The sequence below is a fragment of the Nocardia sp. NPDC004151 genome, assembly GCF_042874235.1.
Taxonomy (GTDB): domain Bacteria; phylum Actinomycetota; class Actinomycetes; order Mycobacteriales; family Mycobacteriaceae; genus Nocardia.
Genome location: NZ_JBIAMR010000005.1, coordinates 390,327 through 408,551 on the forward strand (window position 1 = coordinate 390,327; position 18,225 = coordinate 408,551).

15 protein-coding genes are annotated in these 18,225 nt (G+C 71.1%); 8 read left to right on the forward strand and 7 right to left on the reverse strand.

The genetic code is table 11. From position 1 onward, the window contains the following. Window positions 1-60: 60 nt before the first annotated feature. Complete coding sequence (locus tag ACFYTS_RS15225) at window positions 61-957, forward strand: SDR family NAD(P)-dependent oxidoreductase (RefSeq protein WP_387304528.1); 897 nt, start codon at window positions 61-63, stop codon at window positions 955-957. On the opposite strand, the gene ACFYTS_RS15230 is transcribed toward ACFYTS_RS15225, so the two are convergent. Further along, the gene (locus tag ACFYTS_RS15230; RefSeq protein WP_387304531.1) at window positions 946-1,923 is read right to left on the reverse strand and encodes a zinc-binding dehydrogenase; all 978 of its coding nucleotides are present in this window, start codon (window positions 1,921-1,923) and stop codon (window positions 946-948) included. The genes ACFYTS_RS15225 and ACFYTS_RS15230 overlap by 12 nt on opposite strands. A 167-nt stretch (window positions 1,924-2,090) precedes the next feature. On the opposite strand from ACFYTS_RS15230, the gene ACFYTS_RS15235 reads away from it, so the two are divergent. From ACFYTS_RS15235 to ACFYTS_RS15250, 4 genes are all read left to right on the forward strand, one after another. Then, the gene (locus ACFYTS_RS15235; RefSeq protein WP_357277261.1) at window positions 2,091-2,312 is read left to right on the forward strand and encodes a hypothetical protein; all 222 of its coding nucleotides are present in this window, start codon (window positions 2,091-2,093) and stop codon (window positions 2,310-2,312) included. A 61-nt stretch (window positions 2,313-2,373) separates the two neighbouring features. After that, window positions 2,374-3,006, forward strand: coding sequence for an urease accessory UreF family protein (locus ACFYTS_RS15240; RefSeq protein WP_357277259.1), 633 nt, complete (start codon window positions 2,374-2,376; stop codon window positions 3,004-3,006). A 66-nt stretch (window positions 3,007-3,072) separates the two neighbouring features. Next, on the forward strand, window positions 3,073-3,828 hold the full coding sequence (gene ureG / locus ACFYTS_RS15245) for an urease accessory protein UreG (protein WP_387304535.1): 756 nt from the start codon (window positions 3,073-3,075) through the stop codon (window positions 3,826-3,828). Further along, window positions 3,818-4,468: an urease accessory protein UreD gene (locus ACFYTS_RS15250; protein ID WP_387304649.1), complete on the forward strand. Its 651-nt coding sequence runs from the start codon at window positions 3,818-3,820 to the stop codon at window positions 4,466-4,468. Before ureG ends, ACFYTS_RS15250 begins: the two co-directional genes overlap by 11 nt. A 155-nt stretch (window positions 4,469-4,623) precedes the next feature. Here the strand turns inward: ACFYTS_RS15250 and ACFYTS_RS15255 are convergent, their stop codons facing one another. The 6 genes from ACFYTS_RS15255 to ACFYTS_RS15280 all read right to left on the reverse strand — a co-directional run bounded on the left by ACFYTS_RS15255 (window position 4,624) and on the right by ACFYTS_RS15280 (window position 8,763). Further along, on the reverse strand, window positions 4,624-4,935 hold the full coding sequence (locus ACFYTS_RS15255; RefSeq protein ID WP_387304538.1) for a hypothetical protein: 312 nt from the start codon (window positions 4,933-4,935) through the stop codon (window positions 4,624-4,626). Window positions 4,936-5,123: 188 nt separating this feature from the next. Then, on the reverse strand, window positions 5,124-5,414 hold the full coding sequence (locus ACFYTS_RS15260; RefSeq protein WP_387304541.1) for a hypothetical protein: 291 nt from the start codon (window positions 5,412-5,414) through the stop codon (window positions 5,124-5,126). 29 nt (window positions 5,415-5,443) lie between these two features. Continuing rightward, window positions 5,444-5,767 (reverse strand): hypothetical protein, encoded by a 324-nt coding sequence (locus tag ACFYTS_RS15265; protein ID WP_387304543.1) that lies wholly within the window; start codon window positions 5,765-5,767, stop codon window positions 5,444-5,446. Window positions 5,768-5,887: 120 nt separating this feature from the next. Next, window positions 5,888-7,339 carry an NAD(P)/FAD-dependent oxidoreductase gene (locus tag ACFYTS_RS15270; RefSeq protein WP_387304546.1) on the reverse strand — a complete coding sequence of 484 codons (1,452 nt, stop codon included), beginning with the start codon at window positions 7,337-7,339 and terminating at the stop codon, window positions 5,888-5,890. Window positions 7,340-7,556: 217 nt separating this feature from the next. Beyond that, window positions 7,557-8,435: a tat pathway signal sequence gene (locus tag ACFYTS_RS15275; protein WP_387304548.1), complete on the reverse strand. Its 879-nt coding sequence runs from the start codon at window positions 8,433-8,435 to the stop codon at window positions 7,557-7,559. Window positions 8,436-8,556: 121 nt separating this feature from the next. Further along, complete coding sequence (locus tag ACFYTS_RS15280; RefSeq protein WP_357277243.1) at window positions 8,557-8,763, reverse strand: hypothetical protein; 207 nt, start codon at window positions 8,761-8,763, stop codon at window positions 8,557-8,559. A 178-nt stretch (window positions 8,764-8,941) separates the two neighbouring features. Between ACFYTS_RS15280 and recC the strand changes: the two genes are divergently transcribed. The 3 genes from recC to recD are packed head-to-tail and all read left to right on the forward strand — an operon-like array spanning window position 8,942 to window position 18,091. After that, a complete protein-coding gene (gene recC, locus ACFYTS_RS15285; protein WP_387304551.1) occupies window positions 8,942-12,292 on the forward strand; it encodes an exodeoxyribonuclease V subunit gamma in 3,351 nt (1,116 codons plus the stop codon). Window positions 12,293-12,341: 49 nt separating this feature from the next. Further along, complete coding sequence (locus ACFYTS_RS15290) at window positions 12,342-16,133, forward strand: UvrD-helicase domain-containing protein (protein WP_387304554.1); 3,792 nt, start codon at window positions 12,342-12,344, stop codon at window positions 16,131-16,133. Continuing rightward, complete coding sequence (recD, locus tag ACFYTS_RS15295; protein WP_387304557.1) at window positions 16,130-18,091, forward strand: exodeoxyribonuclease V subunit alpha; 1,962 nt, start codon at window positions 16,130-16,132, stop codon at window positions 18,089-18,091. The genes ACFYTS_RS15290 and recD overlap by 4 nt, the downstream gene beginning before the upstream one ends. The last annotated feature ends 134 nt before the right edge of the window (window positions 18,092-18,225 follow it).

The following is an 18,225-nucleotide window of genomic DNA, read 5'->3' on the forward strand; positions in this document are numbered from 1 at the left end:
GGCCAGGGTATTTCCACTCATTCGCGATCACATACCGGTCCGGCGGTTAGGCTCGGAAACGTGGCTGAGCACGACGCCCCGAACCAGCCGGCCGGGCCGAACGGCCGACCGCTGGCCGAACGCGTGGCGACCAGAATCTTCTACCCGACCTCCCGGCCGCGCGCGAAAGCCCTGCGCGAGGCGGTGTCGGGCACCGTGATCCTGGTGACCGGGGCCTCACACGGCATCGGCAAGGCGGCGGCCCGGAAGCTGGCCGCCGCGGGTGCGACGGTCCTGCTGGTCGCGCGGTCGCGCGAGGACCTCGAGGACGTGGCCGCCGAGATCACCGCCGCGGGCGGGATCGCGCACGTCTACCAGTCCGACATCACCGAATTCGACGCCGTCGAAGAGCTGGGCCGCCGGGTGCTGGCCGAACACGGCCGGGTGGATGTGGTGATCAACAACGCGGGCCGCTCGATCCGCCGCCCGATCGACGAATCCTATGACCGCTTCCACGATTTCACCCGCACCATGGACGTCAACTATCTGGGCCCGGTGCGGCTGCTGCTGACCCTGCTGCCCGGTATGCGCGAACGCGGCCGCGGGCACATCGTGAACATCTCCACCTGGGGTCTGCGCATGCCGCCCGCGCCGCGCTGGGCGGCCTATGGCGCCTCGAAGGGCGCGTTCGACATCTGGCTGCGGACGGTGGCCACCGAGATCGCCGCCGACGGCGTCACCACCACCTCGGTGTACATGCCGCTGGTGCACACCCGCATGAGCGCGCCCACCGACTTCTCGGGAGTGCCCGGGCTGACCGCCGACGAGGCGGCCGACCTGGTCTGTCACGCCGTGGTCGCGCGGCCCCTCGAGATCTCGCCGTGGTGGACCGGCCCGGTGCAGGCCTGGACGGATCTGCGACGCGGGGCCGCGCAACGGTTCATGGAACGCGGCCTCGGGCGGCGGTCAGGGGGCTAGTACCACTTTGCCGGTGGTCGCCCGGGTCTCCAGGGCGTGGTGCGCGGCCGCCGCCTCGGCGAGCGGGAAGGACCGCACGGCCGGACGCAGCCGGCCCGCCGCGGCCTCGGCCAGCGCGCGAGTCTCCAAGGCGCGCAAGCCGCCTCCGCGCTGCAGCATCGGCGGACCGAGCGTCACCTGCGAGGTGATGCCGCGCGCGGCCAAGGCCTGCTCGTCGAGTTTCACTTCCCCGCCGGACCAGCCGAACACCAGGCGCACGCCGCCGTCGGCGAGCAGATCGACCGCGGTGCGCGCGATCTCGCCGCCGATCCCGTCGAACAGCAGGGTCGCGGGCCGCTCCCCGTATTTGGCGCGCACGGCCTCGGGCCAGGACGGATCGAGATAGTCCAGCGCGAGATCCGCGCCGTTCTCGTACACCTGATCGGTCTTCACCGTCCCGCCCGCGAGCCCGATGACGGTCGCGCCCGCCGCCACCAGATACTGCACCAGCAGGGTGCCGATGCCGCCCGCCGCGGCCGGAACCAGGGCCACGGTCTCCGGGCCCACCTCCGCGAAACTCAGAATGCCCAGTGTGGTCCGGCCGGTGCCGATCATGGCTACCGCCGATGCCGCGTCGAGGCCGTCCGGAATCGGGTGCAGCCGTTCGGCTTCGGTGACCACGAGCTCGGCGTAACCTCCCGGCGCCTGCCCGATGTGGGCGACAACCGCGCGCCCGAGCCAGCTTTCGTCGACGCCGGGCCCGACCCGGTCCACGGTCCCGGCGATCTCGCGGCCCGGAATCGTCGGCAGCTCGGGCAAGGGCAGCGGGCCGCCCGCCACGCCCTGCCGCATCGAGGTGTCCAGCAGGTGCACCCCCGCCGCGCGGACCGCGATCCGGACCTGCCCGGCCCCGGGTTCGGGGTCCGCGACGCTCTCGTACCGCAGGTTCTCGGCGGGCCCGAACTCGTGAAGACGGATGGCGTGCACGGCGACTCCTCTACCTCGTTGACGTTCTGCCCGCCCAGTCTGCGACCTCAACTATTGTTCAGGTCAAGTCACGCATTTTGAAACAAACACCGTTCACACCTGTGGAACGTGGGTTAGTCTCGCTGCGATCACATCCGGTGAGGATGCTGTGTGAGAAAGGGAAATTCATGAAAAACGTTGCACTGAAAGCCTTTGCCGTCGCCGCCATCGCCTCCGGCATCGGCGCCGCCCCGGCCATGGCCGCCCCGGTCGAGTTGGTGCCCGTCACCGACACCGGCGCCGCCCCGGTCGCCGGGCTGGTGCCGATGACCGGCTCGGCCGGGCTGTCCAACTCCATCACCTGTGCGCTGCAGAGCATCTCGGCGGCCATGCCCTGCCTGCTCACCTAGTCGACACCGCCGCTCCGGGTGCCGCTTAGGATCGACCCATGCGACACCCGGACGTGCGCCGATGAGCCTGGCCACCCTGCTGACCCTCGCCGACTCCCGGCTGCCGATCGGCGGGCACGTGCACTCCGGCGGCGTCGAGGAGGCCATCGCCTCTGGGCTGCTGCGCGACGTGCCCAGCGTGGAACTGTTCCTGCGCCGCCGCATCCGCACCTCGGGGCTGGTGGCGGCCTCGCTGGCCGCGGCCGTCTGCGCGGGCACCCTCGACCCGCGGCGCGCCGAACTCGAGGCCGACGCGCGCACCCCGTCCCCGGCCGCCCGCACCGCCTCTCGCGCCCAGGGCCGTGGCCTGCTGCGGCTGGCCAAACAGGTCTGGCCGCACGCCGAGTGGCGCGCGCTCGGCACGCGTCCCCATCTGTCCACCGTGTTCGGCGTGGTGGGCACGGTGTGCGAGGCCACCCCGGCGGACATCGCGGCCGTCACCGTCTACACCACCATGACCGGGGCGGCCACCGCCGCACAGCGCCTGCTCGCCCTCGATCCGGCCGCCGTCGCCGCCTGCACCATTCGCCTCGCCCCGGTGTGCGACGCCACCGCCCGCGCCGCCACCGAATCGCTGGCCGCGCTGTCCGACCCGCTGCAGGACGTGCTCGCCGAACGACACCCCCGCCGGGACATGCCGCTGTTCGCGTCGTAGCCGGTCACAGGCCAGGTAACACCCGGTTTACGTGACTGGGTCAGGATGGGGGTGAAAGGAGCGCACATGCCACCTCACCTCATCGACGGGGAACCGCACGATCACAGTCACGACCGGCCCAAGCGGGAGCGCACGCCCGGGGAACCGGTGCGGATCGGGATCGGCGGTCCGGTCGGATCGGGCAAGACCGCGCTGACCGCGGCCCTGTGCCGGCAGCTGCGCGACGAGCTGTCGCTGGCCGTCCTGACCAACGACATCTACACTACCGAGGACGCCGACTTCCTGCGGCGCAACGCGGTGCTGCCGGACGAGCGCATCACCGCCGTGCAGACCGGCGGCTGCCCGCACACCGCCATCCGGGACGACATCACCGCCAACCTCGACGCCATCGACGACCTGATCGAGGCCAACCCGCCGCTGGATCTGATCCTGGTGGAATCCGGCGGCGACAACCTGACCGCCACCTTCTCCTCCGGCCTGATCGATGCCCAGATCTTCGTGGTGGACGTGGCCGGCGGCGACAAGGTGCCGCGCAAGGGCGGCCCGGGTGTCACCTGGTCGGATCTATTGGTCATCAACAAGACCGATCTGGCCCCGATGGTCGGCGCGGATCTGTCGGTCATGGAACGTGATTCGACGACCGTGCGCGAGGGCCGCCCGTTCGTGTTCACCTCCCTCACCGAGGACCCGGCCGCGACGCCGGTGCTGGCGTGGGTGCGCGAGCAGCTGCGGCTGGCCGCCGAACAGGATGCGGGCGTTGCCCATTCGCTCACCGCGGGCGGTGCCCATTCGCTCACCGCGGGCGGTGCCCATTCGCACTGAGCTCCGCATCACCGCGGCCGCCGGGACGCTGCCGCGCATCCACGCGGTCGGCGGCCTGGCGGCGCGGCACACGGGCCCGGACACGGTGCACCTGATCGGCACCGCCGCCACACCGCTGGGCGGCGACGTCCTGGACATCACGATCACGGTGGGCGCGGGCGCGCGGCTGCGGGTGCGGTCGGTGGCCGCGACCATCGCGCTGCCGGGCCGCGAGACCCGGAAGTCGGTGGCGCACTGGCGTTTCGAGGTGGCCGCGGACGGAGACCTGGACTTCGATCCGGAACCGACCGTGGTCGCGGGCGGCGCGGAGCACGACACGTTCACCACGGTGCGCCTGGAAGACGGTGCGCGGCTGCGACTTCGGGAACGGGTGCAGATCGGCCGCGCGGGGGAGGACCACGGTCACTGGACCGGGGAATTGATCGCGGATGTCGGTGCGATTCCGCTGCTGCGGCACCGACTGGAACTGGGTTCCGAGGCGATCACCGATGACGCGCTGTCGGGGCCGCGGGCACTGGAGAGCGTGCTCACCTATCCCGACGATCGCCCGGCCGATACGGCGGGCCTGGATCAGGCGCTGCTGCCACTGGCCGCCGGTGGCACGCTGTTCACGCGGACCGGTCGACTGCTGACGGCCTGACCGGCGTATCGGAAACGGCTGTCGCGCACGAACTTCGATCCGCCGCGGAGCCTTCGGGTCACGGCGGGTCGCGTTCACGGCGGGAACCGACCTCACCGCTGGTTTCCGCCGCGTGCGCACATCTACCTGGTCAAAGCGGCCTCGTCGGGGAGGGATCAGTCGCCGACGACGCGGGGCGGTGCGTTGAATCCGTTGAACGCGCCGACGGCGGCGCCGAGCTGGAGGGAGCTCTTGGTGTCATTCGGAATGTGCAGGCCCTCATAGGGATTCACATTCGGGGAGGCCGCGGCCGGCCACTGGGCCCTGGGCGCGTCGCCACGCTGCGCCACCGGAGCGACCTCGGACGGGGCGGCGTTGGCGGCACCGGATCCGACGATCGCCATGACTAGCGGGACCGCACCCGCCGCCACCACGTTGCCGACCTTGTTCCGGTGCGGGTTGAGCGCTCGGTGCTTACCTGCGGCCATACATGACCTTTCTGGACAGGGGGAACATCGGGACGACCGACATTCGAACCCGCCGACCACCTGGATTGGTGAGGAAAGGGACGGCCGAAAATCCTTGCGATAACCGAAAATTAGCGGATTGAGCGGGTTTCGACGAGGCAAGAGGCCGGAATCCCTGGTAACGGATTCCGGCCTCGCTAGCTCGGCGATCACTCCTGGACGGACGCCTCTTCGGCGCTCGGCGCGTCCACCGTGGTGGTGTCGTCGGCACCGGTCGCCCGGTCCACGACGGCGCCAGGGGTGGCCGGAGCCAGGTAGCCGTTGACCGCGCCGACGGCGCCACCGATCACGGCCCCGACAGTCGCCGTCGGCATCGCGATCAGGCTCGCGATCAGGCTCGCGCCCGCGGCCGGGCCGAAGACCCAGCCCGCCGGTGCGAACGGCGTGGCCGCCACCGCGCCGATGACACCGCCCGAACGCCGGTGGTGGCGGACCCGCACGGGGAGGACGACCTCGGCGGCGGGCTCGATCAGTTCGTCCGGGGCGACCTCGGCTGCGGTGGCGGCCAGATAGGTGTGCGCGCCGTGGCCATGGCCTGCGGCACCGGCACGGCCAGCTTGCCGAACGGGGTGTCGATGACCACGCCCGGCTGGGTGTCGGTGCCGTCCGGCAGCATGGCGCCGGGCTGGTTGTCGACCACCGCCGGCTGGGTATCGTCGGGCGAAACCGGTTCCGCCGCACTGGTTCCGGCGGCGGCGAGGGCGGCGACCAGCGGCAGCGCGCCCGCGACCGCCAGTGTGCCCAGGCGCCGTCGCGGCGGCGAAACAGTATCGACCGGTTGGCGTTTGCCCATGAATGACCTTTCTTCCGAATATCGACAGACGTCGAACATTCGGATCCGGCTGGTGCCCGGATTGGTCTGGACACGCCGCCCAATCAGCCCCTCATTCGTAAGGACGGCCGGGCCGGGCTGTCAGCCCGCGCGCTGTTCGGTGGATTTCGCCGATTCGGAATTCGCGACGGATTTGCCGTTGCCGGAAGCGTTTTCGGCCGCGCCGATCTGTTTGGCCAATTCCAGTGCCTCGGCGGGATCGTCGAGCGCCTCGAGCGCGAGCCGCGCGAACACCCACTGCTCGGTGGCCGCCATCTGACCGCGGTGGCGGCCCAGGAACGACACGAACCACTCCAGCACCGTGACGAACCGGCTGCGGAAGCCGACCAGGTACCACAGGTGCAGACCCAGCCAGGCCAGCCACGCGAAGAAGCCGCTGAACTCCAGCTTGCCCACCTGGCAGACCGCGGAGAACCGCGACACCGTGGCCATCGAGCCCTTGTCGAAGTACTTGAAGGGCTTGCGGCCCTCGACCTTCTGCTTGCCCTCGGTCTCGGCCTTGATGGCCTTGGCGGCGTAGGTGCCGCCCTGGATCGCGCCCTGGGCCTGCCCGGGCACGCCCGGCACCGACATCAGGTCGCCGACCACGAACACGTTCGGGTAGCCCTTGATGGTGAGGTCCGGTTCGACGATGACGCGCCCGGCCCGGTCCACCTCGGTGCCCTTGGACTTGTCGGCGAGGATCTTGCCCAGGCCGCTGGCCTGCACGCCCGCCGACCACACCTTGCAGGCGGATTCGATGCGGCGCTCGGAGCCGTCCTTGTCCTTGACGGTGACCCCGCGCGCGTCGACATTGGTGACGATGGCGTTGAGCTGTATCTCCACGCCCATCTTCTCGAGCCGCTTGTGCGCCTTGGCGCCCAGCTTGGGGCCCATCGGGGCGAGCACCGCGCCCGCGCCCTCGACCAGGATGACGCGTGCGTCGCGGGTGTCGATATTGCGGAAGGTGCCGTCCAGGGTGCGGTCGGCGAGTTCGGCGATCTGCCCGGCCAGCTCGACGCCGGTGGGGCCGGCGCCGACCACCACGAAGGTCATGAACCGGTCGCGGGTCTCCTGGTCGGTGGCCAGTTCGGCCTCCTCGAAGGAGCCCAGGATGCGCGCGCGCAGTTCGAGGGCGTCGTCGATGGTCTTCATGCCCGGGGCGTAGGTGGCGAAGTGGTCGTTGCCGAAGTACGACTGCTGCGCGCCCGCGGCCACGATGAGGCTGTCGAAGGGGGTGACGTAGTCCCGGTTGAGCAGGCGCGAGGTGACGGTGCCGCCCTCGAGGTCGATATCGGTGACCTCGCCCATGATCACCTGCGTGTTCTGCTGCTTGCGCAGCACGATGCGGGTGGCCGGGGCGATCTCGCCGACGGACAGGATGCCGGTCGCGACCTGGTACAGCAGCGGCTGGAACAGGTGCGTGGACGTCTTGGAGATGAGTGTGATGTCGACGTCGGCCTTGCGCAGGTGCTTGCAGGCGAACAGTCCACCGAACCCGGACCCGATCACCACCACCCGATGGCGCTGTGCGACGGAATTCTCGGCGTTCATCTAGTTCCTGCTCCTCGCCAGACGGTGAAACTACGACAACTCACGCACAACGGTAATGCAGTGTGAGTAGCGCAGCCCAATCAGGACCGACCGAAAACAGACCTTCCAGACAGCTCACTCGAAAATACAATATGGACGGTCGTTCAGTGCGGATTGGCGTGAGGCCCGCGGCGGGCGGCCGCGAAGGCCGCCCGCGCTCGTGATCGGGTGAGGTGGCTCAGCGCCCCTGGAAGAGCAATTGCGCCACGCGCGTGGTGGTTTCGGAGCCTTCGAGGTAGCCGCCCTGGTTGCCCTGCTCGGTCATGATCGCCAGGGTGTAGCGCTCACCGGGACCGGCGAAGCCGACCGAGTTGACCACCCAGCCGCCCTGCTCGTCGGACCAGCCGTTCTTCAGACCCGGGTTCATGGCCGCGCCCGCGCCCCACACGCCCCAGTGCTGGTTGGTGTCGACCCGGCGCATGCGGTCGAGCAGGTACGCGCGGTCGTCGGGGTGCATGCGGGTGAGGATGTTGTCCATCAGCCGATCCAGGTCGGCGGGCGAGCACTGCTGGAAGCCCCAGTCCGGAAACAGCTTGATCTGCTCGATCGAGGTGGTCGGCGGCAGCGGGACCAGCCCGACCATGCCGTTGGCCCGGAAGGCGTTGTTGAACGCCATGCGGTCGAAGCCGGCGAACTTGTTCCACAGGATGTCGGCGGCATTGTCGTTGGAGGTTGCCAGCATCGACTCCATGAGCGCGCGGTCGTCGGGACCGAGCGTGATGGCGCCGACCCGGGCGCGATTCAGCAGATCCTCCGCGATCGCCAGCTTGATGGTGGACGCGGTCCAGAAGTTGGTGTCCGCGTTGCCATTCCGGTAAATGCCGCCGGTGACGCGGTCGCGCATCACATAACCGGTGACGCCGGGGCGGGTGGCGAGATAGTCGTCGACCGCGGCGATGCGTCTGCTCATATCCGCGTCGAATCCCGCGATCGGGCCCTGTGCGTGCGCGGGGACCGCGCCGGCGACGGGAATGAGGACGGGCGCGGCCGGAATCAGGGCAGCGGCCGCGAGGACACAAGCGGAGGAGGCCACGCGCCGGGCCTTGGGGGAACGCACGAGGGATCACAATAGAGGGGACAATGCCCGATTCGCACGTCTTGCAGGTGATCGGGTTGTCTGTTATCGAATCGACACTGTCACACGGATTTTCGTGTACGGCTCGCGAGTTTCATCCGGATCAGCGGAAAGCCGCCCGTAGCTCTTCGATTCCGCGGCCATTGAGCCGGTAGCAGTGCTCGAAGGCCTCGGTGTGGCGGTCCCGCGGCCAGGACTGCAGCACCACGCCGCGTCCGTAATGTCGGGAGTTGACCAGCTCCCAGCGCTCTCCCACCCGTCGCACCGTGAACCCGGTTCTGGGCACCAGGGGAATCACCGACGCAGACATGTACGCGGACCAGCCTTTCAGCGAGAATTGAGAACCACCCCGAAAGGCACTGTCGCATACCACACTCGAATTTCGCAGTGACGCGCCCTAGCAAATATCCGGCATGTGGCAGGTGTCACCCGGCGAGCCGCGCAGCTCGGTGTTTGCATGTCGTTCGCCGACTGTATAAACACAGGTCGTGCACATTCACCGGGCGGAACGAGCGGACACGCTCGCCGACGCGCTCGCCGGGCTGCTGATCGAACCGCTCGGCGATCCGTTCACCCCGGAAGTCGTCGCGGTTCCCGCCAAGGGGATCGAGCGCTGGCTCACACAGCGGCTGGCCACGGTACTCGGCGCGGGTGGTGACCCCGACCCCGGTGCGGCTGGTGGGCTCGGTACCGACGGGATCTCGGCCAATATCGACTTCGCGGATCCGGCGGCGCTGGTGTCGGCGGTCCTCGCCGAGGCGACGGGAGTGGATCCGGAGCAGGATCCGTGGTCGCCGGAGCGACTGGTCTGGACCTTGTTGCCGGTCCTCGACGACGTGCTGTCCGAACCCTGGAGCGCGGTGCTCGCGCGCCACCTCGGCCACGGCGACGCGGGCGGGTACCGGGTGGGACGCCGGTACGCGACGGCGGCGCGGATCGCGGCGCTGTTCGACAGCTACGGCACCCAGCGCCCGGCCATGATCACCGAGTGGGCCGCGGGCGGCGACACCGACGGCGCGGGGCACGCGCTCCCGGCGGATCTGGTGTGGCAGGCGATGCTGTGGCGGCGGGTGCGCGGCGTGGTCGGGGTGCCCAGTCCCGCCGAGCGGCTGGCGGCGGCGTGCGCCCGGCTGCGGGCCGAGCCGTCGATCGTCTCGGTGCCGGAACGGATTTCGCTGTTCGGAGTGACACGGCTGACCACCGATCAGCTGGAGGTGCTGTCGGCGCTGTCGACCGGTCGGCAGGTGCACTTGTGGTTGGTGCACCCCAGCCCGGCGCTGTGGACCAAGCTCGCCGACGCCGAGGTGATCCCGAATTCCGCCGTGCGCGTCCGGCATCCGCTGCTCGCGGCGCTGGGCCGGGATGTGCGGGAGCTGCAGGAGCGGCTGGCGGGCTACGACCACATCGACACCTATCACCCGGGACCGGACGAGATCGGGCCGCGCACGCTGCTGTCGGAGCTGCAGGCCGCGGTGCGTCAGGACCGCTGGTCGCTCATGCCCGACCCGGGCCTGGTGGACGGGACGGTCACCGTGCACTCCTGCCACGGGCCGTCTCGGCAGGTGGAGGTGCTGCGTGACGCGCTGCTGAGCGTGTTCGCCGCCGATCCGACGCTGGAACCGCGCGACGTCATCGTGCTGTGCCCCGACGTGGAGAGCTACGCGCCGCTGGTGCGGGCGGCGTTCGGACAGTGGTCCCTCGACGGGGCCGAGCCGGGGCATCCCGCGCACGGGCTGCGGGTGCGGCTGGCCGATCGCGCCCAGCGCGCGGTCAATCCGGTGCTGGATGTGGTGGGCACGCTGCTGGAGCTGGCCGACGGCCGCGTCACCGTGACCGAGGCGCTGGATCTGTGTGCGACCGAACCGGTTCGGGTGCGCTGCGGATTCGACGACGACGATATCGAGCGGCTGCGGGAATGGGCGGCCGAGACCGGGGCGCGCTGGGGGATCGGGCAGCGGCAGCGGCAGGCGTTCGGGCTGGGCGACTTCCCGCAGAACACGCTCAATGCGGCGGTCGACCGGATCCTGCTCGGGGTCGCGGCGGGCGAATCCAGTGAGGACTGGCTGGATCTGGTGCTGCCGCTGGACGACGTGGACAGCAATGACATCGACCTGGGCGGCCGGTTCGCCGAATTCGTGGACCGGCTCGCGGTGTGCCTGCGCGACCTGCGCGGCTCCACCCTGGACGAGCCCGCGGGCAGCGCGCGGCCCGCGTCGGAATGGGCCGCGGTGCTGGGGCGCGCCCTGGATCTGCTGACGGAGGTGCCGTCGGGTCAGGGCTGGATGGCGGTGCAGGCGCGTCGCGAACTGGCGACGGCGCTGGAACCGGCCGGTTCGATTCCCTTGCGGCTCAGTGATATCGGCGCGCTGCTCACGGCGCGGCTGGCCGGTCGGCCCTCGCGCGCCAACTTCCGCACCGGGGAGCTCACGGTGTGCACCATGGTGCCGATGCGGTCGGTGCCGCACCGAGTGGTGGTGCTGCTGGGTCTCGACGACGAGGTGTTCCCGCGCGCGGGCGGCGTGGACGGGGACGATGTGCTGGCACGGCACCGATGCCCGGGGGATCGGGATCCGCGCAGCGAGGACCGGCAGCTGCTGCTGGACGCCATCATGGCGGCGGGGGAGCGACTGGTGTTGCTGCACACCGGATCCGATCCGGTCTCCGGCGCGCACCGACCGCCCGCGATCCCGCTGGCCGAGCTGCTCGACACCGTGCGCGCGCACATCGGCGCGGGGGCGATGGATCAGGTGGTGACGCGGCATCCGTTGCAGCCCTTCGATCGCCGCAACTTCCGGCCGGAGAATCCGTTCAGTTTCGACACCGTCGCGCTGGCGGGTGCGGTGGCGGCGGGTCGTGCACCGGAGCCGCGGCCACTGTTCCTGCCGACCACGCTGCCGGGCCGCGAGCCCGGGGATGTGGAGCTGGCCGATCTGGTGTCCTTCGCCGAGCATCCGGTGCGGGCATTCCTGTGGCAGCGCTTGGGAATTCGCGTGCCCGAGGACGAGGAGGAGATCGCCGACCGGCTCCCCATCGAACTCGACGGGCTGACCAAGTGGAATATGGGCGAGCGCATGCTGTCGGCGCGGCTCACCGGCGTGGATCCCACGGTGTTGCGGGCCGCGGAGTGGCGGCGTGGGACGCTGCCGCCGTTCGGGATGGGCGCGGCCGTGCTCGACGAGGTCGAGGGGACCGTCGACCAGCTGGTGCGGGTGGCGCGTCCGTTGCACGAGATCCCGTCGCGCACCATCGATATCGCGGTGGATCTGGGTGACGGGCGTCGTCTGACCGGCACCGTGCCCGACGTCCACGACGACGCGCTGCTGCGCACGACGTTCTCGCGGTTGGCCCCGAAGCATCGGATGGCGGCGTGGATTCGCCTGCTGGCGCTGGCCGCCACCGGGACCCATCAGTCGTGGCGCGCCATCACCATCGGGCGCGGGAAGCACCATCGTCCGGCCTGGCAGTCGACGCTCACCGCGCCGCCCGCCCCCCTGGCGCGGGGTCTGTTGCGGGAACTGGCGTTGTTGCGCGACGAGGGCCTCACCGAACCTCTGCCGATCGCGCCGTCGGCGTCGGCCACCTATGCCGAGCGCCGTCTCGCGGGCGCGTCGCCCGAGGACGCGCTGCATGCGGCGAGCCAGGACTTCGACGATCGCTTCGGTGAACACACCGACCGCTACTTCCGGCACATTCTGGGCCGGTCGCCGCGGTTCGATCAGCTGACCGAGGCCGCCGCGCCCGCGCTGCCGGGAGTCGAATCCGAACCGACCCGTTTCGGTGAGCTGGCGCGTCGTCTCTGGAATCCCCTGCTGACCAACGAGAATCAGGGTCAGCCATGACCACCCCGAGGAGGACTCTCCTGCCCGTGACCGTCCCCGGGAGCCCCGCATGACCGACGACCTGTTCTCGTTCACCGATCCGGATCTGGCCCCGCGCCCCGCGCGGCGAAGGCTGCTGCGGGCGGACCCGGCGGTGGAAGAACCGCGGCGTCCGGAGGGCGCGCCGGCTGATTCCGGCGCCCCGGATCTGTTCGACACGGCCGAACCGACACCGCTGGGTGGGCTGGACTCGGGCGCCGACGCGCGCGAAACGGTCGCCGAGGCGGCCGATTCCGGCGGGCCGCAGGGGCTGTGGGCCGCCGCTCCCGAGGCGACCGGTCGGCAGGAGTCGCAGCCTGCCGATCCGTCCGGGGCGCGCCACGATTCGGATACCACCGGTGCGAGCGTCTCGCTGCGCTCGGGTGATGACTCCGCGGGACAAGGGTTGTGGGACGACGGTTCGGCGGCATCGCGATCAGCGCAGGGAACGGTGTCCGGGGACGGCGCGTCCGGAACCACCGCCGCATCAGGGGCTTTCGCGGATTCGGCGAACCGGTTCGAGCTGACCGGGCCGCTGCCGACGGGGACGACCGTCCTCGAAGCGAGTGCGGGCACCGGAAAGACGTACGCCATCGTCGGATTGGCGGTTCGATTCGTCGCCGAGCTGGGCGTGGATGTCTCGGAGCTGCTGCTGGTGACGTTCAGCCGGGCGGCGACCCAGGAATTGCGGGAGCGCACCCGGGATCGATTCGTCGCGGTGGCGGCCGCGCTGGCCGAACCGGAGCGGGCGCTCGCGTCGAACGACGAGCTGATCCGGCATCTGGCACAGGGCAACCCGGGCGAGATCGCGACCAGGCGGGAGCGGCTGCTGACGGCGCTCTCGGACTTCGACGCGGGAACCATCGCCACGACCCACAGCTTCTGTCAGCGGATGCTCGACGAGCTGGGGCTGGCGGGGGAGCAGGACCCGGGGGTGCGGCTGGTCGAGAGCGTCGCCGATGTGGTGTCCACGGTCGCCGACGACCTGTATCTGAGCCGGTACGCGCGCGGCGGATCGGTGTTCGGTCCCGCCGACGCGCAGCGACTGGCCACGGCCGCGGTCGGCGACCCGCACGCGCTGCTGATGCCGGAGGCCGAGGGCGACGACGATCCGGCGGCCGAGCGGGTGGCGTTCGCGTCGGCGGTGCGGGTGGAAACCGCTCGCCGCAAACGGCTTTCGGGACTGCGGGACTTCGACGACCTGCTGGTCCTGCTGCACGAGGTGCTCGCCGACCCCGAGCACGGCCCGCGCGCCTGCCGGCGGATCCGGGACCGGTATCGGGTGGCGCTGGTCGACGAATTCCAGGACACCGACCCGCTGCAGTGGGACATCCTGCGCCGCGCCTTCCACGGGCACGCCACCCTCGTGCTGGTCGGCGACCCGAAGCAGGCGATCTACGCCTTCCGCGGCGCGGAGGTGCTCAGCTACCTGGACGCGGTGGCGCACGCCGACAGCAAGCGGGAACTGACCACCAACCGGCGCAGTGACGCGGGGCTGCTGGCCGCCCTCGAGCACGTGCACGGCGGTGCGGCCCTGGGGCACAAGGAGATCACCGTGCACCGGGTGGCGGCGACGCGCCCGTTCTCACGGCTGTCGGGTGCGCCCGAGCGGGTGACGCCGCTGCGGCTGCGGTGCCTGCCGCGCAGTGGGGCCGGACCGCTCAACAAGTCCGGGTATCCAGCGGTGGGCCGGCAGCGGGAGCGGGTGGCCATCGATGTGGCCGCCGATATCGTCGGGCTGCTCGGGTCCGGGGTGCGCATCGATGCCGGGACTCCCCGCGAAAGGGGCATCGGGCCCGGCGATATCGCGGTGCTGGTCCGCAATCGCGCGCAACTGGAGATGGTGCGGACCGAGCTGGAGGCGGCCGGGGTCGCCTCGGTGCTGGCCGGCGGCGCGAGCGTGTTCGGGACGCCCGCGGCCACCGAATGGCTGTGGGTGCTGCGGGCGGTGGAGCAGCCGCATCGCGGGGACCGCGTGCGGCTGGCGGCCGGGACGGTGCTGCTCGGGGTGAGCGCGGCCGAGATCGACGCCGGGGGACCCGATCTGGTGGGTCGGCTCAGTGCGGATCTGCGCGACGCGGCCCGGCTGTTCGCCCGCGCCGGGTTCGCGGCGGTCGCCGAGAAGCTCAGTGCCGAAACCCGATTGGCGCCGCGTCTGCTGGCTCTCGAAGGCGGGGAACGGCAGCTCACCGACCTGCGGCAGATCGCGCAGCTGCTCGACGACGCGGCCTTGCGTGAGGGTCTGGGACTGTCCGCGCTGACCAGGTGGCTGGCCGACCGCGTGCGCGATCCGGCCTCCGGGAGCGTCGCCGATCGGAGCCGTCGGCTGGATCGCGACGCCGCAGCCGTGCAGGTGGCGACCGTGCACGCCAGCAAGGGGCTCGAATTCCCGGTCGTGTACCTGCCTTTCGCGTGGGACGCCGCGAAGCTGCGCAATCCGCCGACGCTGCTGTTCCATGACGAGCAGGGTCGCCGCGTCCTCGATGTGGGCGGCTCCGAAGCTCCGGGCTACAACTCCCGGCGTCTGCGCGCCGAAACCGAGGAGCAGGCCGAGGAACTGCGGCTGCTCTACGTGGCGTTGACACGGGCGGGCGCGCAGGTTGTGGCGTGGTGGGCGCCGGCCTACGACACCCAGACCGCGCCGCTGCACCGCATGCTGCTGGGGCGCGAACCGGGCAGCCCCGCCGTCGCGGACAAGGTGCCGGTGCCCGCGGATTCGGTAGTGCTGGAACGGATCCGGGAGTGGGCGTCGACCGCGGAACCCGGGGTCATCGCCGTCGAGCCGGTGCGGGAGATCGCCCGTGCCCGGCTGCCGCACGACGACACGGCCACGGCCTCCGAGCCATTGGCCGCGGCCCGCTTCGACCGGGTGCTGGATCAGGCGTGGCGGCGGACGTCCTATTCGGCGTTGACCGCGGGCGCGCACGACGCTCTGCCCGCCGCCGATCTGCCCGAGGGCGGCGGTGTCTCCGACGAACCGGCTGATCCGGCTGTGCTCGCCGACGATCTGAGCGCGTTCGCGGGAGCCGCGCCCTCGCTGATGAATTCGCTGCCCTACGGCGCGGAGTTCGGCACCCTGGTGCACGAGGTCCTGGAGTACGTCGACACCGACGCCGCCGACCTGGCCGCCGAGATCCGGGCCCGCTGCCTGCACGCGGTGAACGAGCAGATGTTCGACGCGGACCCCGACGTGTTGTCGGGGGCGCTGCTGGCGGTCATGCACACGCCGATCGGGGACGGGACGCTCGCCGGGTTCTCGGCGCGGGATCGGTTGAGCGAACTCGATTTCGAACTGCCGCTCGCCGGCGGCGACGATCCGGTCGCAGCGCGGGTGACCGTGCCGCGTATCGCCGATCTGCTGCGTCGGCACCTGCCCGCCGACGACGTGTTCGCGCCCTACGCCGATCAGCTCGCGCACCTGGACGACACCCCGTTGCGCGGGTACCTGACCGGCAGTATCGACGCCGTGTTGCGGACGGCCGGGCCGCGATTCCTGGTCGTCGACTACAAGACCAACCGGCTCGGCGTCGGTGATCTCACGGTGGCGCACTACACCCGCGAGCGCATGGCGGCGGAGATGATGCGCTCGCACTACCCGCTGCAGGCGATTCTGTATTCGGTTGCGCTGCACCGATATCTGCGGTGGCGGCTGCCCGGCTACGATCCGGCGCGACACCTGGGCGGCATCCGGTACCTGTTCGTGCGCGGCATGATCGGGCCCGACACCCCGGACGGCTGCGGCGTATTCGACTGGCATCCGCCCGCCGCCCTGGTGGAGGACCTGTCGGCGCTGCTCGCCGGTGACACGGGAGTGGTGCGATGACCTCGATTCAGTTGGCGCAGCGCGGCACCGGGCTGCTGCAGGTGTTCAATACCGCCGGGGTGCTGTCGGCGGCGGACGTGCACGTGGCGTTGCGGCTGGCGCGGCTCGGCGGGGAACGGTCCGAGGCGGTCGTGTTCGCGACCGCGCTGGCCGTGCGCGCCGTGCGCTCGGGGTCGGTGTGCCTGGAAGTGCGGCGCATGCACGAGATCGGCGTGGACGCTCAGGACACCGAGGAATCAGCCATCGATCCGGCCACACTACCCTGGCCGGACGTGGACAGGGTGATCGCGGCCCTGCGGGTGAGCCCGCTGGTGACCGGAAGCCCGGCCGGGCCGCTGCGCCCGCTGCGGCTCATCGACCCGTCCGGCGGTAGGGACTCCGGCTCGCGTGGCGGTGGTGACTCCGGCCCACGCGGCGGTGGCACCGGGGCGCACTCGGGCGGCGATACAGGTCCGCTGCTCTACCTCGACCGGTACTACCGGCAGGAGGAGACCATCCGGCGGGTGCTCACCGAGCGGGCCGCCTCCCACCCGATGGTGGACGCGGAACTGGTGCGCCGCGAACTGGATCGACTGTTCCCGGATCACAGCGGGCCCGGCGAACCGCCCGACCGGCAACGTTTGGCGGCCGCGCTGGCCACCACGCAGTGGACAACGGTGGTCGCGGGCGGGCCGGGTACGGGCAAGACTCACACGATCGCTCGGGTGCTGGCGCTGCTGGTGGCGCATCAGCAGGCCGTGCCGGGCGCGCCCGCGCTGCGTATCGCGCTGGCCGCCCCGACCGGCAAGGCCGCCGCGCGCATGCAGGAGGCGGTGCGTGAGCAGGCCGGGGAGATCGGCCTGCCCGAGCTGACCGCCGCCACCCTGCACCGGCTGCTGGGCTGGCAGCGTGGAGGCGCGGGGCGGTTCAAGCACAACGAGTTCAATCGGCTGCCGTACGACGTGATCGTGGTGGACGAGACCTCCATGGTGTCGCTGACCATGATGAGCCGACTGCTGCCCGCGGTCCGCCCGGACGCGCGGCTCGTCCTGGTCGGCGACCCGGACCAGCTGGCATCGGTCGACGCGGGCGCGGTGCTCGCCGACCTGGTGGCCGGACCTGTTCCGGGACAGGCGAATCCGGCGCTCGAACGGATCCTCGGCGGGGACTTGCAGGCGACGGCCGCGCATCCGGACGCGCTGTCCGGGCGGGAACGGGAACGGCTGCGCGGCGGCATCGTCCGATTGACGCGCGGTCGCCGCTTCGGAGGGCGGATCGCGGAGCTGGCGGTCGCCATTCGCGCGGGTGACGCCGACGGGGCGCTGGCCCTGCTCGCCGATGGCGGTGACGAACTGTCGCTGCACGCGCCCGACGACATCGCCGGCGTGCGCGCGGATGTGCTGCGGGCCGCCCGCGAAGCCACCGACGCGGCGCTGACGGGAGACGCAACCGCAGCTCTCACCGCCCTCGAATCGCATCGTCTGCTGTGTGCGCACCGGCAGGGCCCGGCCGGTGTCGAACGCTGGGACCGGCTGGCCGCGGGCTGGGTGATCGGGGCGGGGATCAGCGCCGATCCCGGTGCCGGGCACTGGTATCCGGGGCAGCCGCTGCTGGTCACCGCCAACGACCACGAGGCGCGGATCTACAACGGCGACACCGGTGTCATCGTGCGCGCGCCCGACGGGACGCTGCGTGCGGCGCTGCAGCGCGGCACCGAGCCGTACCTGGTGCATCCGACCCAGTTCCCCGGGGTGACCACCGTGTACGCCATGACGATTCACCGCAGCCAGGGCAGTCAGTACGACACCGTGTCGACGGTGCTGCCCGGCCCCGAATCGACGCTGTTGACGCGAGAGCTGCTGTACACGGCTGTGACCCGGGCCCGGAAGCACGTCCGGATCCTCGGGACCGAGGAATCGATCCGGTCGGGCATCGCCCGCCGCGTCCTGCGTGCGAGCGGCCTGCGTAATCGGGAGTGATCCGGGGCCGGGACACGCTGCGGGGGTGCGAAGTTCTGCCGGGCGTGGGCGTGGCGGCCGGGGCGGCGTAGCGTGGGCGGTGCTCGATGCCGCTGTCGCCGTGGTCCTTCTGAGCAGGGCGGCCCGACGAGGGG

Coding starts and splice junctions, on each gene's coding strand:
- ACFYTS_RS15235 (WP_357277261.1), top strand. CDS start 2,091: ATGAAAAACGTTGCACTGAAAGCCTTTGCCGTCGCCGCCATCGCCTCC.
- ACFYTS_RS15240 (WP_357277259.1), top strand. CDS start 2,374: ATGAGCCTGGCCACCCTGCTGACCCTCGCCGACTCCCGGCTGCCGATC.
- ureG (WP_387304535.1), top strand. CDS start 3,073: ATGCCACCTCACCTCATCGACGGGGAACCGCACGATCACAGTCACGAC.
- ACFYTS_RS15255 (WP_387304538.1), bottom strand. CDS start 4,935: ATGGCCGCAGGTAAGCACCGAGCGCTCAACCCGCACCGGAACAAGGTC.
- ACFYTS_RS15265 (WP_387304543.1), bottom strand. CDS start 5,767: ATGGGCAAACGCCAACCGGTCGATACTGTTTCGCCGCCGCGACGGCGC.
- ACFYTS_RS15270 (WP_387304546.1), bottom strand. CDS start 7,339: ATGAACGCCGAGAATTCCGTCGCACAGCGCCATCGGGTGGTGGTGATC.
- ACFYTS_RS15280 (WP_357277243.1), bottom strand. CDS start 8,763: ATGTCTGCGTCGGTGATTCCCCTGGTGCCCAGAACCGGGTTCACGGTG.
- ACFYTS_RS15290 (WP_387304554.1), top strand. CDS start 12,342: ATGACCGACGACCTGTTCTCGTTCACCGATCCGGATCTGGCCCCGCGC.
- recD (WP_387304557.1), top strand. CDS start 16,130: ATGACCTCGATTCAGTTGGCGCAGCGCGGCACCGGGCTGCTGCAGGTG.